The organism is Umezawaea sp. (assembly GCF_036375055.1).
Lineage (GTDB): Bacteria > Actinomycetota > Actinomycetes > Mycobacteriales > Pseudonocardiaceae > Umezawaea.
In genome coordinates this window covers 186,159-200,629 of sequence record NZ_DASUSQ010000011.1, presented here as the reverse complement: position 1 = coordinate 200,629, position 14,471 = coordinate 186,159, and the positions used below count along the sequence as shown (strand labels likewise).

At 72.2% G+C, this 14,471-nt stretch carries 9 protein-coding genes; 3 read left to right on the top strand and 6 right to left on the bottom strand.

Annotated elements, in window-relative coordinates; all coding sequences use genetic code 11:
* Positions 1 to 11: 11 nt before the first annotated feature.
* Entirely contained in the window at positions 12 to 860 is an 849-nt protein-coding gene (locus VFZ92_RS04390) for a class I SAM-dependent methyltransferase (protein ID WP_330874375.1), read from the bottom strand.
* Between the two features lie 98 nt (positions 861 to 958).
* Positions 959 to 1,528: a helix-turn-helix transcriptional regulator gene (locus VFZ92_RS04385; protein WP_330874374.1), complete on the bottom strand. Its 570-nt coding sequence runs from the start codon at positions 1,526 to 1,528 to the stop codon at positions 959 to 961.
* An 88-nt stretch (positions 1,529 to 1,616) separates the two neighbouring features.
* On the opposite strand from VFZ92_RS04385, the gene VFZ92_RS04380 reads away from it, so the two are divergent.
* Positions 1,617 to 2,597: an NAD(P)/FAD-dependent oxidoreductase gene (locus VFZ92_RS04380; protein ID WP_330874373.1), complete on the top strand. Its 981-nt coding sequence runs from the start codon at positions 1,617 to 1,619 to the stop codon at positions 2,595 to 2,597.
* A gap of 278 nt (positions 2,598 to 2,875) precedes the next feature.
* Here the strand turns inward: VFZ92_RS04380 and VFZ92_RS04375 are convergent, their stop codons facing one another.
* The 3 genes from VFZ92_RS04375 to VFZ92_RS04365 are packed head-to-tail and all read right to left on the bottom strand — an operon-like array spanning position 2,876 to position 10,306.
* Complete coding sequence (locus VFZ92_RS04375) at positions 2,876 to 3,919, bottom strand: hypothetical protein (RefSeq protein WP_330874372.1); 1,044 nt, start codon at positions 3,917 to 3,919, stop codon at positions 2,876 to 2,878.
* A 52-nt stretch (positions 3,920 to 3,971) separates the two neighbouring features.
* Complete coding sequence (locus VFZ92_RS04370) at positions 3,972 to 4,280, bottom strand: hypothetical protein (RefSeq protein WP_330874371.1); 309 nt, start codon at positions 4,278 to 4,280, stop codon at positions 3,972 to 3,974.
* Positions 4,277 to 10,306: an RHS repeat-associated core domain-containing protein gene (locus tag VFZ92_RS04365; protein ID WP_330874370.1), complete on the bottom strand. Its 6,030-nt coding sequence runs from the start codon at positions 10,304 to 10,306 to the stop codon at positions 4,277 to 4,279. The genes VFZ92_RS04370 and VFZ92_RS04365 overlap by 4 nt, the downstream gene beginning before the upstream one ends.
* Positions 10,307 to 10,784: 478 nt before the next feature.
* Between VFZ92_RS04365 and VFZ92_RS04360 the strand changes: the two genes are divergently transcribed.
* On the top strand, positions 10,785 to 12,794 hold the full coding sequence (locus VFZ92_RS04360; RefSeq protein ID WP_330874369.1) for an alpha/beta hydrolase: 2,010 nt from the start codon (positions 10,785 to 10,787) through the stop codon (positions 12,792 to 12,794).
* A gap of 60 nt (positions 12,795 to 12,854) precedes the next feature.
* Here the strand turns inward: VFZ92_RS04360 and VFZ92_RS04355 are convergent, their stop codons facing one another.
* Positions 12,855 to 13,409: a CGNR zinc finger domain-containing protein gene (locus VFZ92_RS04355; protein WP_330874368.1), complete on the bottom strand. Its 555-nt coding sequence runs from the start codon at positions 13,407 to 13,409 to the stop codon at positions 12,855 to 12,857.
* Between the two features lie 82 nt (positions 13,410 to 13,491).
* On the opposite strand from VFZ92_RS04355, the gene VFZ92_RS04350 reads away from it, so the two are divergent.
* Positions 13,492 to 14,439, top strand: coding sequence for an EamA family transporter (locus VFZ92_RS04350; RefSeq protein WP_330874367.1), 948 nt, complete (start codon positions 13,492 to 13,494; stop codon positions 14,437 to 14,439).
* Positions 14,440 to 14,471 lie beyond the last annotated feature (32 nt).

The window sequence follows — 14,471 nt, the reverse complement described above, 5'->3', positions numbered from 1 at the left end:
GCCGCACCGGGTCAGGCGCGGCGCGCGGCCCAGACGGTGCGCTCCGTGCGCACGGCGAGGTCGTCGCGGCGCAGGATGCTGAACGGGCCGTCGGTGTCGAGCAGCCGGTCCAGGGCAGCGAGGTCCTCGGCTGCGAGCGAGGGGGCCGCCTTGTCGCGCAGGCGGCTCAGGCCGCTGACCGCGTAGCGGCCGACGGTCTCGCCGCGGGCGCCCTCGACGTTCACGGTGATCGTGCGCTCGCCCTCGACGGTGAACCCGGCCGAGGTCAGCTTGGGGCCCCAGTCGGCACCGCGGTGCGGCACGTGCTGGGCGTAGAGGTGGGCGAGGGCGTCGTGGCAGCGCTCCTCGACACCGGGACGTTCCGCCGGGGCGTCGGGCGGCAGGAAGCGCGGGAAGCCCGCCAGTTCGACCACGGCGAACAGGCCGCCGGGCGCGAGCCGCTCGTGGACCGCGCGCAGGGCGCGGTCGGGGTCCGCCAGGTGGTGCATCGACGCCGACGCCCACACCAGGTCGGGACGACCGAGGTCGGGCCACTCCGCGTCGAGGTCGGTCAGGACCGTGCGCACCCGGTCGGCCAGCCCGAGCGCCTCGGCCCTCGCCCGCAGGCGGTGCAGGTGGCCCTCCGACGCGTCGACGGCCGTCACCTCGGCCTCGGGGAAGCGCGCGAGCAGGGCGAAGGTGCCGGCGCCGGTGCCGCACCCGAGGTCGACGACGTGCCGCGGGTCCTCCGTGACGGGCAGCCAGGCGGTGATGGACGCGGTGTGCTCGGCGAGCACCTCCTCGTCCAGGTCGAGGATCTCCGCCTGGCCCCCGGAGTCGTGGGTGTGCGGGGTGGTGGCGGCGTGTGCGGTGTGGTTCATGGCCGCCACGCTAGGACGACCGCACCGCGGCGACCGGACGAATCCCGGAGTGCGCAAGACGATGGTCGATCGCGGTGCCGAACGCGCAAACCGCCGCGTCAGCCGTCGTCGCCGCGCTGGTGGCCGCGGCGGGCGTCGCGGTCGAAGATGCCCAGGATCTCGCACGGCCCGCCCTCCGCCCCGATGTCGTGCGGCAGCATCGTGGGGAACTCCGCCGCCTGGTTCTTCTCCACGCGGATGCGCCGGTTGCCCAGTTGCAGGATCGCCGTGCCGGACAGGACGACGAGCCACTCGTGGCCGGGGTGGGCGCGCATGCGCGCCGGGTTGTCCGGTGGCGGGTTCGTCATCCGCTGGCGCACGATGCTCATGTCGGGGTAGGCCCTGATCGGCCAGCGCATCAGCCCGTGCGCGCGGTCGATCACCGGGCTGGTGACGACGTCCTCGGTCGCGGTCTCGACGAGCTGGTCCAGGGAGGTGTCCAGGGCTCGGGCCAGGGTGACGAGCTGGTCGAGGGCCAGGCGCCGCTGGCCGTTCTCGATGCGGCTGAGCGTGGACTGGCTGAGGTTGGCGCGGGTCGCCAGCTCCTCCAGCGACCAGCCCTGGGCCACCCGCAGTGCCCTGATCCGCTTGCGCACGAGGCTGTCCATCTCGCCATTTTCTTGCGTCATGCGCATAATCTTATGCCATTAGTGCAAGGCGTGCCTATCGTCGTGGTGTCGGCTCCACTCGGGGCCGCGTGACGAGAGGGGTGACGCCATGTCCGACCGACTCCCGGTGGGAACCGTTGACGCCGTGGTGATCGGGGGAGGAGCGGCCGGGCTGAACGGTGCGCTGATGCTCGCCCGGTCCCGCCGCTCGGTCGTCGTGGTCGACAGCGGCACGCCGCGCAACGCGCCCGCCGACGGCGTGCACGGCCTGCTCGGCCTGGACGGCGTCCCGCCCGCGGACCTGCTGCGCACGGGGCGCGAGGAGGTGCGCCGCTACGGCGGCCTGGTCGTGACCGGCGAGGTGGCCTCCGCCGTGCCCGCCGCCGGGGACGAGGTGCGCTTCACGGTGACCCTCGCCGACGGCCGCGTCCTGTCGGCCCGCAGGCTGCTCGTGGCCACCGGGCTGCGTGACGTGCTGCCCGACGTCCGCGGGCTGGCCGAGCACTGGGGGCGCGGCGTGGTGCACTGCCCGTACTGCCACGGCTGGGAGGTGCGCGACGAGCCCATCGGCGTCCTCGCCACGGGGCAGGCCTCCGTCCACCACGCGCTGCTGTTCCGCCAGCTGAGCGACGACCTCGTCTACTTCACCCGCGGCACCGACCTCGACGACGACACCCGTGCCCGCTTCGCGGCGCGCGGCATCCGCGTCGTCGACACCGACGTGGCCGAGGTCGTGGCCGCCGACGGCGGTGGCGTCGCGGGCGTGCGCCTGACCGACGGGACGTTCGTGCCCCGGCGCGCTCTGGCCGTCGCCACGTCGATGTGGGCCCGCACCGAGGGGCTGGAGGGCCTGGGACTGCCGCTGGAGGACCTGCCGGGCGGGATGGGTCGCCGCTTCGTCGCGGGCGCGGCGGGCACCACCGACGTGCCGGGGGTGTGCGTGGCGGGCAACGCCACCGACCCCAGCGCCCAGGTCGGCGCCTCCGCGGCGGCGGGCGCGCTGGCGGGCGCACGGCTGAACGCCGACCTCGTCACCGCCGACACCGAGGCGGCCCTGGCCGCCGCGCGGCACGGCCTCGTCGGCGTCTGACGGGAACACCCCGCGGGCACGGGTCCCGGCGGTGCCGCCGTAGGACCACGTCGTTCCCGGCACCGGACGTCGGAGGCCGTCCGGTGCCGACGCTCGACGCCGGCGGAAGCGCGGTCCCGCGCAGGGACGTGGTTCCCCTCGGATCGTCGGTGCCGACGCCGCGTCGACACCGACGATCCCGTTCGGACGGGGGCTCCGGCACGATCCCACCTGCCACCGCCGCGGTGGTGGCGCGGGCGCTGCCACCGCGCGTCCACGGCGGATGCCGAGGACGGGCCTCAGTCGTCGTCGGTGGGTGAGGTGACCACCGACAGCCGCGGCGCCGGGTCGTTCGCCTGCTGGGTGATCACGAACAGGCGCTTGAGGTCAGCGCTCCACGCCAGCCCGCGCGTCGCGGCGGTCTCGGTGCGGTCGACCTGCACCGTGCGCACCGGCAGCGTGCCGCCGACCGCGTAGACCTTCACGTCGTCCGCGCCGCTCGTGGTGATCGCGGTGGCGACGAACGCGTTGTTCGGCGACGAGGCGACGGAGTTGGGCCGCACACCGGTCGCGTACGAGCCGCGCCGCGCCAGGTCGGCCGGTGCGAACGCCTCCACGTTGCCGCGTGAACCGGACGCGCTGTAGAGCGTCGCCCCGTCCGGGCTCACCGACAGGTCGTTGAGCGACGCCCCCACCACGTCGCCCGACGCCCCGGCGGCGAGGTCCCCGCCCGCCTGGCTGAACACCCGCACCGTGGACTGGCTCAGCGACAGCTGCCCCGCCACCACCGGCCCGGCCTCGGCGCCGCTGGAGGCGAGCAGCGGGGCCCGCTGGAACGTCGCCCCGCCGAACGGCCTGCTCACGTCGACCGGAGCCGCCGCGGCCGGGTCGAGCTTGCCGATCTTCGCGTTCCAGTCCGCCGCGCACCCGTACCCGAACCACACCAGCGACCCCGTGCGCGCCAGGTGCGTCGGGCACGTCTGCGCGCCCGTGGCGTGCCGCGCGGTCTCGGTCAGCGTCTCGGTGCTGATCACCGACACCGCGTCCCCGGCCGCCAGCGCCACGTACAGGCTGCTCCCGTCCGCGCTCAACTCCAGCCCCGTGGCACCGGGCTGCCCGTCGATCCGCTTGGTCACCCGCCCCCGGAAGTCGGTGACCACGATCCCGTTCGCCGTCGGCCCGCCGCTGACGAACACCCGCTGGTGGACCTGGTCCACCGCGACGTCCCCGTAGTTCGGCAGCGGCAACGCGTCCTCCGAGGCCGCCGCGCCGGTCGCACCGACCAGCACCGCCGCCACCGCCAACCCGACCGCCCCCGCGGCCGTCCCCCTGGTGAACTTCATCCTCAGCCTCTCCACTCGTGTGTTCCGGGCCGCGGTCTGCGGTTCCCGGCCGTCACGGGTTCACGTAGCCCGGACGTTCCGCGTCCACCTCGTACGACGTGATCACGTCGTGCTCCACGTGGACCACCAACCAGAAGTCGCGGCCGCACGCGGGGCACTCCGCGTACGCCTCGCCCCGGTAGTCGCCGCCCTCCGGGCGGTGAGCGGGTGTGCGAACGCCCTTGCCCTCCCAGCGCAGGACGTCCCCCCGGCGGTAGCGGACCAGTTCCCGGAGCCCGAACCTGAACTCCGCGTCCGAGGTCGAGACGACGCCGCACCGGGGGCAGCGGGCCTCGATCTCCAGGTGGTTGTAGATGCTCACGGCATGACCCTACGGATCGGGATGGGCGAGTTCTTCAGCGTCTTCGTCACGAAGTTGAACAGCCTCCTCTCCATCGTCACGGCCTGGTAGCCGGTGGCGCAGGCGAAGGCGCACAGCGCCGCGTCACCCCGTCCCTGCGCCGGGTTGACCGAGGCGAACGTCGACTGGAACCGCTCCGTGCCCGCGACCTGCCCGGCCTGGGGACCGCCGAACAGCTCGATGCCCTCGCGTTCCATGAACTCCCGTCGACCGGCGCCGCCTGCCAGGAACTCGCGGTGCTGGTTGGGCGTCACGTAGGTCTTGCCCCCGCGGATCTCGGCCAGCGCGCCCGCGTGGCCCTTGTTCGCCTTCACCATGAGGTCGGTGTCCGCGAAGATCGGGTCTCGCTTCGGCGCGGGCGCGTCGGCCTTCGGGGCAGGAGCCTCGGCCTTGGGAGCCGGGGCCGGGTCGGCCTTCGGGGCCGGTGCCGGGGCGGGGTCCGCCTTCGGTGCCGCGGGCGGGTCCACCTTGGCCGCCGTCTTCGCCGCGTCGCCGACGTTGTCCGCCGTCTGCACGGCGTCCACGGCCTTGTCCGCGTACTTGCCTGCCTTGACCGCCGTCGCCCCGTACCCGGCGAACGGGATCGCGGACGCCGCCGACAGCGCCGCGTCGACGTAGTTGCCCTCCGCGGCGTACCAGGCCGCGTTCGCCAGGTCGGCCGCCTCGCCGACGACGGGGACCAGGCCGACCACGTCGAGCGCGGCGTGGCCGATGTCGCTCCACGACAGCCCGAACAGGTGGCCGTCGATCTCCACGGCCGTGATCGGGTTGCCGCCGCCGAAGGCGTAGCGGTTCATGGTGAACGGGTTCGTCGCGAGACCGAGGTCCGACAGCGCGCCGTTGTAGAGGTCCAGCGACAGGAACCGGTTCTGCGACGGGTTGTAGTCGCGGAAGCCCATGTCGTAGTTGCCGGACGCCGAGTCGAACCGCTTGGTGTTGAAGCGGTAGGAGTTCAGCGGTTCCTCGGCGGGCTGCTGCTGCCCCGGCTTGTCCTCGCCGGTGAACGACGCCTCGTCGTCCTGCCCGTAGGCGGTGTAGCCGTAGGTCGACGTCGCGTCGCCCGACTCGTCGGTCACCGACTCGACGTCGGAGTGCGGGTTGAACGCGAAGTACGAGTCCTTCTCGGTCCCGTCGTCCTCCACCGACACCTGCGACAGCAGCTCGCCGTGCGGGGAGTACTGGTAGGACTTGTTCAGCTCCCCGTTCAGGTTCTCCGTCAGCACCTGCTCGGACAGGCCGAGGTAGAACATCTCGACCTTCTTGGCCTCCGCGCCACCGCCGGTGGAGTTCTGGGAGACCGTGCGGTCCAGCGGGTCGTAGACGTACTTCGTGGTGCGCGTGGCCTCGCCGGAACCGGCGCGGTGCTCGGCGGTGTGGTCGAAGCCGTCGTAGACGTACTTCTCCACCTGCTGGCCCGCCGCGGTGACCCGGCTGAGCCGACCCCACGGGTCGTAGGCGTAGGACGACGTGACGTCGTTCGCGGTGGCCGACACCAGGCGGTTGCGGTCGTGCGAGAACGTCGTCGTGGTGTCGTCGATCGTCTGCTTCACGACGTTGTTGTTGGCGTCGTGGTCGTAGGTCTCGGTCGCCGTGTCGTCGCCGGTCTTCTCCACCTTCCTGACCCGGTCGCGCGGGTCGAAGGTGTAGGCGAAGACGTTGTCCTGGGTGTCGCCCTTGTCGTCGGCGTTCTGCTTGGTCGCCTGGTCGCGGGTGCGGTTGCCGTTGTGGTCGTACTCCAGGCGGTGCTCGTTGATCACCGCGCCGGACGACTTGCGCTCGACCTGGCGCTTCGACAGACCGTCCAGGTAGTACTCGAACTCGACGGTGTTGCCGTTGTGCTTGGTCTGCTTCGCCAGGTGAGCGCGGGAGGTGTACTCGAAGGTCGTGACCTTCTCGCCGCCGGTCCCGCGGTTCACGACCTTCGAGACGAGGTCGCGCACGTCGTAGGAGTAGGACGCCGACTGGTCGTCGTGCTCCCAGTCCAGCACGTTGCCGTTCTCGTCGTAGTCGAACGACGTGCGCTTCTTCACGGCACCGGACTCGCGCTCCTCCACGACGTCCGCGCGGTCGAGCCCGTCGTAGGTGATCGAGTACTCGTCGACGAGCGCACCGGAGCTGAGGTCCTTCAGCAGCGTCTGGTTGTCGTTCGCGTCGTAGACGTACTCGAACCTCTTCTCCTCGGTGTCGACGTCACCGCTGTTGTCGCGGGCCAGGCGCACGGCGTCCGCGGTGACGGAACCGCCCGCCGCGCCGGACAGCACGACCTTCCGCTCGGTGTCCTCGGTGAAGTCCCACGTGCCCAGCGGCACCCACTCGCCCTGGCGGGTGGTCTGGTCGACCTTCACGGTGGCCACGCCGCCGTCGTGCTCGACGGTGTAGCTCGCGTCGGTCGCGGTCGCCTCGGTGTAGCGGACCGCCACCTCGTAGCGCCCGCCCGCCGGGATGTCCGCCTTCCAGGTGAAGCTGTCGGCACCGCCGCCGGTCTGGTGCGTGCGGTAGTCGAAGCCCTCGTACTCGCCCCGGTCGGACACCGTGGCCCAGGTGCCCGAGACCTCCGTGTCGTCCGGGTCGGAGTTGTCGACCACCACGACGTGCCGCCCGACCGGGACGCCGCCGTCGGAGCGCGTCTTCTTCTTGCCGTCCGGGTGGTAGGTCCACGTCTGCACCCGGCTGGCCCCGCCGCCCTCGCTCAGGTGCGTGCGGTTGGTCTGCTGCCCGATCGCGTTGTAGTCGTACTCGGTGCTGATGCCCCACGCGTCGGTGCTCGACCTGGTCCAGCCGTTGTCGAAGTAGGTGTACCTCGTGGTGTTGCGGACGGACTGGCCGTTCGACGGGGGAGCGCTGATCTCCTTCGGGTTCCCCACCTCGTCGTAGGAGTGGAAGATCCGGTCCGCCGCGGTGACCGAGGAGTCGTCGCGGTCGAACGGGAGCAGTTCCTCCTTCACCCGGTTCAGCTCGTCGTAGACCGCGCCCCGCGCGAAGTCGTCCGGGTCGTCACCGGTCTGCACACCGCGCGGCGTGATCGTCCGCGTCGTGTTGCCGACCTGGTCGTACTCGTAGCGCGTGGTGAAGTAGGTGATCGACCCGCCACCGCCGTCGTGCGGCGACCGGACCTCCACCGGCATGGACCGCTCGTCGTAGGTGGTGGACGTGGCGTTCCCGTCCTCGTCGGTCTTCTCGACGACGTTGCCGTCCCGGTCGTACGTCGACGTCACGCTCTCGCCCGACGCGTCGAACGTCTCGACCACGCGGTGGTTCAGGTCGTAGCGGTAGCGAGCCGTGACGTCGTTCGGGTCGCTCGTCGCGGTCTTGCGCGGATCGGCCTCGGTGAGGACGTTGCCGACCCGGTCGTAGGTCATGACCGCGCGCTTGCCCTCGGCGTTCGTGGCCTCGACGGCCTGACCGAGTTCGTCGTAGCGGAAGGTGACGGTGAAGTCGTCGGGTTCCGGGGTCAGCGTGCCCTTCGGCAGCGTCTGCCGGAGCAGGTTGCCCACGCGGTCGTAGGCGAACGTGGACGTCTTCTCCGGCGCGCCCGGCGTGTCGTCCTTCGGCGACGTCACCGCCACCTGCCGGTCCAGCTCGTCGTACGCCGTCGTCGTCACCGCGCCGTTGGCCGCGGTCACCTTCACCACGTTGTCGTTGCGGTCGTAGACCGGGCCCGGCGTCGTGATGAAGACGTTCGCCGCGGCGTCCTTCGGGACGCGGGAGTCCAGCGGGCGCTTGAAGACGTCGTAGGTGAACGTGCTCGTGCTGCCCTTGGCGTCCACCGTGGACACGACGTTGCCGACGTCGTCGTAGCGGAAGAAGCTGGAGCAGTTCAGCGGGTCGGTGATCCGCTGCGGGTAGCCGTTGACGTCGTAGTCGGCGTACGTCGTGGTGTGGCCGTTGGCGTCGGTCGTGCTCGTCAGGTGGCCCAGGTCGTCGTAGACGTAGCGCGCCGTGTAGTCCGAGTCGTCCGGGGTCGCCGTGCCCTTCGGGTCGGTGACCGCCACCAGGTTGCCGCGGTCGTCGTAGGTGAACCGCCACTTCCGGCCCTCGGGGGAGGTCTTCTCCACCAGGTCGGCGACGTGGCCGTCCAGGTCGGTGCGGTAGGCCAGCCGCGTGCCGGGGTAGCCCCGCGCGTTGCCCTCGGCGTCGCGGACCTCCAGCGGGAACCCGGTCTTCTGGTCGTAGGACCACGTCGTGGTGGCGCCGTTGTCCTCGCGCAGCGCCACGACGTTGTTGTCCGCGTCCCACGTCAGGTCCGTGGTCTCGCCCTTGGCGTTGGTCAGCTTCTCCACGCGGCCGTAGCCGTCGACCACGTGGTCGGTGGCGTTGCCGTTGGCGTCGGTGACCTTCGAGGTGATCTTCGAGCCGCTGTCGCCGTCGGCGTCGGCGTAGTCGAAGCCGGTGCCGCCGTCCTGCCGGTCCAGCAGGGTGCGGACGTGCCACTCGCGCAGCTCCTCGGCGCCGTCGGTGTAGTACTGGACCTCGCTCGCGCCGCCGTTGGGGTCGACGACCCTGGTGAGCTTCGGGTTCTGCGTGCGCAGCGAGTCCTCGTAGAAGAACGTGAACGGCTTGGCGTCCGGTGTGCCCGCGCCGTCCACGACCTCCTGGAGCAGGCCGTCGTCGCCGTAGGTGAAGGTGACCGTGCGGCCGGAGACGTCGGTGACCGACCGGAGCTGGTTGACGATCGCGGAGATCGCCAGGCCCTTCTCCCGCACCTTCGTGTTGCCGCGGAAGACCGAGTAGTCGTCACCGGGCTGGTAGTAGTCCAGGGTCAGCGTGCGGCGGCCGGTGGCGTCGGTGAGGTGGGTCAGCAGCTTGGTGGCGCGGTTGCCGATGACACCGCGCTCGTAGCCGAAGAGCAGCTCGTTGCCGTTCTTGTCGACGGTCGCGGTCTGGTAGCCGTCGGCGTCGAAGTAGGTGCGGGTGCGGTCCGGGGCGGTGAACACCCAGCGGCGCGCGTCGTCACCGCCGGGATCGCGGCGCAGCAGCAGGTGCACACCGGCCGGGCTGTCGTAGGTCCAGCGGCCGGTGTCGTTCGAGTCGTGCTTGTTCAGCTCGAACTCGTGGCCGGTGCCGTCGCCGTCGACCAGCGTGATCCGGTCCGGGTGTCCGGTGAGGACGGAGCCCAGCAGACCGTCGAACTGCAACGGCGTGCCCAGCCGCGCGAGGCTCGACGTGGACACCGACCAGCCGCGACCCGCGTAGGAGTTCGAGGTGTCGAGGCTGTTGTAGGTGAGCCTGGTGAACGTGGCCAGGCCCCGGCCGGGGTTGGTGAACACGTTGTGGCCGAACACCGCGTTGCCGGAGAACTGGTTGACCGCCAGGCTCGTGCCCGCGCCGGTCGGGATGCCGCGGTACTGGTAGAACTTCTCCAGTCCGAGCTGGTCGGACGTGGGGTCCTCGACCGTCGTGGCCTGGTCCAGGGTCGGCACGCCCGCGGTCTCCGACAGCCACTTGCGCGTCCTGGTGTCGAGGACGTCCCACTTCAGGACCCACTGCTCCCGCTTGTTGCCGACGTCGGCCGTGGGCGGGGCCTTCACCCGCGCGTCCAGCGTCACGACCTGGCCCGGCGCGAGGTCGGCGGGCAGCGCGGTCTCCAGCCGGTTCGACGGGCCGGTCTCGTCGTCCCCGTTGGGCAGGACCCAGTGGTAGGACAGGACGTGCGTCGCCTTCGGCCACGTCGCCGCCGTGGTGTTGCGCAGCTCGACCTTCACCGGGTGCTCGTCGCCGGGGATCATCCGCAGCGGCGTGCCCGGTGCCGAGTACGTCGGGTCCGCGGCCTGCTGGGCCTGCGCGACCTGCCTCGGTGGCGGTGCGGCCCTGCCCGCGGTGGCCCTCGGCGCCGCGGGCCACGCCGCGGTGTCGCAGCGCGTGGACTCCGGTGCCGCGGCCTGCCGCAGCGCGGGTGCGTGCCGCGGTGCGGCAACCCCCGGTTCGGCCAGGCCCAGCGCCAGCGCCGATATCGCGAGCGCGCTGAACAGAGTTCTCGTCTTCGCCATTCCCCCGTGCCCCTCCGAATGAACCGGACACCGCTGTGCGGGCATGGCGTCAAGCCGCACGGCGGAACGCGACCGGCGTGGTCTGCGCGCGTGGGAGAGCGGCGACTCGCGGTCGCCCAACACCGTGGAACCGTGACGACGCGACCAAACGCGATCAGCTGCCGTCGAAGCGCTCTCCCCATCGCGCTTGGATCAAGTCGTTCCCCAACGACTTGTGAAGGATTGCCCAACCCCCTCGGTTGTCCGTCGTCGTGACCATACCGGCCGATCATCGACGCGGTATGAACCGAAAGGGTGAATCGAAATGATTCGTCCCAGTGTGGAATCAGGTGGCCGTCCGGATGGGAGGGTCGGGGGTGGGGGACGGCCGTCCACCCCGGAGGCAGAGCGGGGGAGCCCGCGCATCACCCCCGCGGGGGAGACGTCCTCAACCCGCCAGGGGAAGATCGAAACCGGTGGGATTCCTAGTGTTCCAGCCATGTCACCGGTCAAACCCCGCTCCCGCGTCGTCGCACTCGCGATCACCGGCGGTCTCCTGCTGTCCCTCGTGGTCCTCGGCGCGTGGCCGGGGAGCACCCTCGCCGTGCCCGACGGCGCCGCCGCGGGATCGCTCGCCCTGGAACCGTGCGACTACGACACCGAGGCCGGGGCCGCCGCGGCCGACTGCGGCACGCTCGTGGTCCCGGAGAACCGGCGCGACCCGGCGTCCGAGCTGATCGCGCTGCCCGTCGTCCGGATCCGCGCCACCTCGGCGGGCGCGGGCGAGCCGGTCTTCCGGCTGGCGGGCGGACCGGGTGGTACGAACATGGTCTTCCCCCAGGCGAGCAGGCTCACCGACGACCACGACGTGGTCCTGGTCGGCTACCGGGGCGTCGACGGGTCGCGCCGACTGGACTGCCCCGAGGTCGTCGGGGCGATGCGGGCGTCGGACGGCCTCGCCGGAGCCGAGGCGCTGCCCGCCACCACGCGGGCGTTCGAGCTGTGCGCGGACCGGCTGGCGCGCGACGGCGTCGACGTCACCGCCTACTCGGTGGTCGACCGGGTGGAGGACATGGAGTCGGCCCGCACCGCGCTGGGCTACTCGCGGATCAACCTGGTCAGCTCCAGCGCCGGGACCCGCACCGCGATGGTCTACTCCTGGCGCCACCCCGACGCGCTGCACCGGTCCGCGATGATCTCGGTCAACCCGCCCGGCCACTTCGTCTGGGACCCGCGCATCACCGACTCGCAGTTCGGCCAGTACGCCGAGCTGTGCCGGGCGAACGCCTCCTGCGCCGCGCGCACGCCGGACCTCGCCGCCTCGGTGCGGGACGTCGCCACCGACCTGCCCGAGCGCTGGGGCCCGTTCCGCGTCAAGGACACCAACGTCCGCGTCCTGAGCCAGTACGCCATGCACCACAACGGTCCCGGCTCGGCGCCGAACAACGCGCCCACCCTGCTGGACGCCTACCTCGGCGGCGACACCGGTGCCCTGTGGGCGATGTCCGTCCTCGGTGACGTGGTGCTGCCCGAGTCGATCGTCTGGGGCGAGTTCGCCTCGTTCGCGATGCTCGACGCCCCGGCGGCGCGCAGCTACTACGAGGCGGGCGGCGACCCCGGCTCGATCCTGGGCAGCGCGTCGGTCGACTTCCTCTGGAGCGGGCCGTCCGGCGTGTCCGCGGTGTGGCCGGACAGCCCGGACAACGCCGAGTACCGCACGACGCGCCCGAGCGACGTGGAGACCCTCCTCGTCAGCGGCGAGGTCGACTTCTCCACCCCGGCGCAGCTCGCCACCGGGGAACTCCTGCCGTCGCTGTCGCGGGGGCAGCAGGTGGTCCTGTCCGGACTCGGGCACACGGCCGACTTCTGGGAGCACCGCCCCGAGGCGAGCGAGCGCCTGCTGAACACCTTCTTCGCCACCGGCGAGGTCGACCGGTCGGGGTTCGACCCGCGGCCCGTCGGCTTCGACACCGTGCCGCTGAGCATGTCCACGATCGCCCGGCTCCTGGCCGGCGTCACCACCACCGGCGCGGTCCTGGCCCTGCTGGTCCTCGGCGGCATGGCCCGCGCCCGGCGCCGCCGCGGCGGCTTCAGCCCGAGGGCGGGCGTCTGGCTGGGGGTCCTGACGGTGCTCCCGCTGGGACTGGGCGGCTGGTTCCTGGGCGTGCTGCTCGTGTGGACGGTCAACCCGGACGACTTCGTGGTCAGCACGACGGCCGTCGCGCCCGGCGTGGGCCTGATGATCGGCACCGGTGCCTACCTGGCCGGGGTCCGGCGCGACCTGCCGCCGCGGACCCGGCGGACGGCGCTGGCCGCGGCGATCGGGGCCGCGCTCCTCGGCGCGGTCCTGGGCACCTGGGCGCTCCCCGGTCTCGTGGCACCGCTCGTGGCCGTCGTCGGAGCGGCAGCGGCGGCCAACCTGGTGCTGGTGCTGCTGGCCGCCTCCCCGGCGTTCCGCGGTGGACCGGTCACCGGTGCCGGTGCTCAGCCCGCGGTCGCCGTGGCCTAGCGCCCCCGTCCCGACGCCCGGTCCACCGCGACCGGGCGTCGAGGCGCGTCGGGACCGGGGTCACCCGCCGTCGGCCCTGCGCTCCCGGAAGGCGATCATGTTCATCCGGTTGCCGCACCGCACGCCGCAGAACCGCTTGAGCCCGTTGCGGGACAGGTCGAGCAGGAGCCCGGAGCAGTCGTCCGCCGCGCAGATCCGCAGGCGGCCCATCTCGTTCATCCTGATCACGTCGATGAACGCCAGCGCGGCCTCCACCCGGAGCCGTTCGGCGAGCGGGGCGTCCGGCTCGGTCGCGTGCATGTGCCAGTCCAGCGAGTCGTGCCGCACGAGGTGGGGGAGCGCCCTGGCGTCGCGCAGCATCTTGTTGACCGCCTCCACGGCGTCGTCGCGGTCGAGGGTCCACACGTGCCGGAGCAGGGCGCGGGTGCGCTGGACGTCGCGCAGCTCGGCCTCGTCGTGGTCGATTCGCCCGGTGTAGGGGTAGCGGGCCAGCAGGGCCGCCAGCTGCTCCACCGTGGCCAGTTCGTCGGTGCCGCTGCGCGACGACGACGGGTCGGTGTTGCACAGCTCCACGATGACACCGAGCGACTCCTCCGTGTCAGGGGCGAAATGCAAATTGACTCCTTACCGAGACCGGCCTAGCGTCAGGGACGTCCACCAGGTTAGGTCATGACGGCGCACGGAACGGGGTAACGGCATGAGGGTTCCGCCGACGTCAACGGGTCTGGTCGCGGCAGCGGTCTCGTTCATCGCCTTCGGGACGTCCGGGGCGTTCATCAAACCGCTGCTGGAGGCGGGCTGGTCCCCGGCCGCCGCCGTCACGGTCCGCGCCCTCACCGCCGGGCTCGTGCTCCTCCCGTTCGTCGTCGTCTCGCTGCGCGGCCGGTGGGGAGTGCTCCGGCAGGCGAGGTGGCCGGTGGTGGGCATGGGCGTCGTCGGCGTGGCGATCACCCAGGTCCTCTACTTCGCCGCCATCCAGCGCATCCCGGTGGCGACCGCGCTGCTCATCGAGTTCCTCGCCCCCCTCATCCTGGTCGGCTTCACCTGGGCCGTCAGCAGGCGGACGCCTGCCCCCGTCGTCCTGGTCGGCTCGGTGCTCGCGGTCGCGGGCCTGGTGCTCGTGATCGGCCCCGGCGCGATCCGCGCCGTGGACCCGATCGGCCTGGCCGCGGCGTTCGGCGCCGCCATCGGGTGCGCCGCGTACTTCCTGATCGCCGCCCGCCCCAACGACGGCCTGCCGCCGGTCGCCCTCGCGGGCGCCGGGCTGCTGCTGGCCGCGCCCGTGCTGGCGCTCGTCGGGGTGACCGGCCTGCTGCCGTTCACGGCCGAGTTCGGCGACGTCCCGCTGTTCGGCGGCTCCGCTCCCTGGTGGGTCCCGCTGCTCGTCGTCGCGGTCGTCGGCACGGCGCTGGCCTACGCGTCCGGCATCACCGCGTCGGGCATCCTCGGGTCGAGGCTCGCGTCGTTCATCGCGCTGCTGGAGGTCGTCTCCGCGTCCCTCTTCGCCTGGCTCCTGCTCGGCGAGGCCCTCACCCCGCTCCAGTTCGCAGGCGGCGCGCTGATCCTCGGCGGCATCGCCGCGGTCCGGGCCGAGCGCCCGGTCGAACCGGCCGCCGTGCCGGTGCTCAGCGCGCCCCACTCCTGAGGGGACCGCCGTGGGGGCACGGGTGGGCGCCC

What these genes read in the sequence shown, in the direction of transcription:
- VFZ92_RS04350 (WP_330874367.1), top strand. Translation starts at nt 13,492, where the DNA reads ATGAGGGTTCCGCCGACGTCAACGGGTCTGGTCGCGGCAGCGGTCTCG.
- VFZ92_RS04385 (WP_330874374.1), bottom strand. Translation starts at nt 1,528, where the DNA reads ATGACGCAAGAAAATGGCGAGATGGACAGCCTCGTGCGCAAGCGGATC.
- VFZ92_RS04390 (WP_330874375.1), bottom strand. Translation starts at nt 860, where the DNA reads ATGAACCACACCGCACACGCCGCCACCACCCCGCACACCCACGACTCC.
- VFZ92_RS04365 (WP_330874370.1), bottom strand. Translation starts at nt 10,306, where the DNA reads ATGGCGAAGACGAGAACTCTGTTCAGCGCGCTCGCGATATCGGCGCTG.
- VFZ92_RS04375 (WP_330874372.1), bottom strand. Translation starts at nt 3,919, where the DNA reads ATGAAGTTCACCAGGGGGACGGCCGCGGGGGCGGTCGGGTTGGCGGTG.
- VFZ92_RS04380 (WP_330874373.1), top strand. Translation starts at nt 1,617, where the DNA reads ATGTCCGACCGACTCCCGGTGGGAACCGTTGACGCCGTGGTGATCGGG.
- VFZ92_RS04360 (WP_330874369.1), top strand. Translation starts at nt 10,785, where the DNA reads ATGTCACCGGTCAAACCCCGCTCCCGCGTCGTCGCACTCGCGATCACC.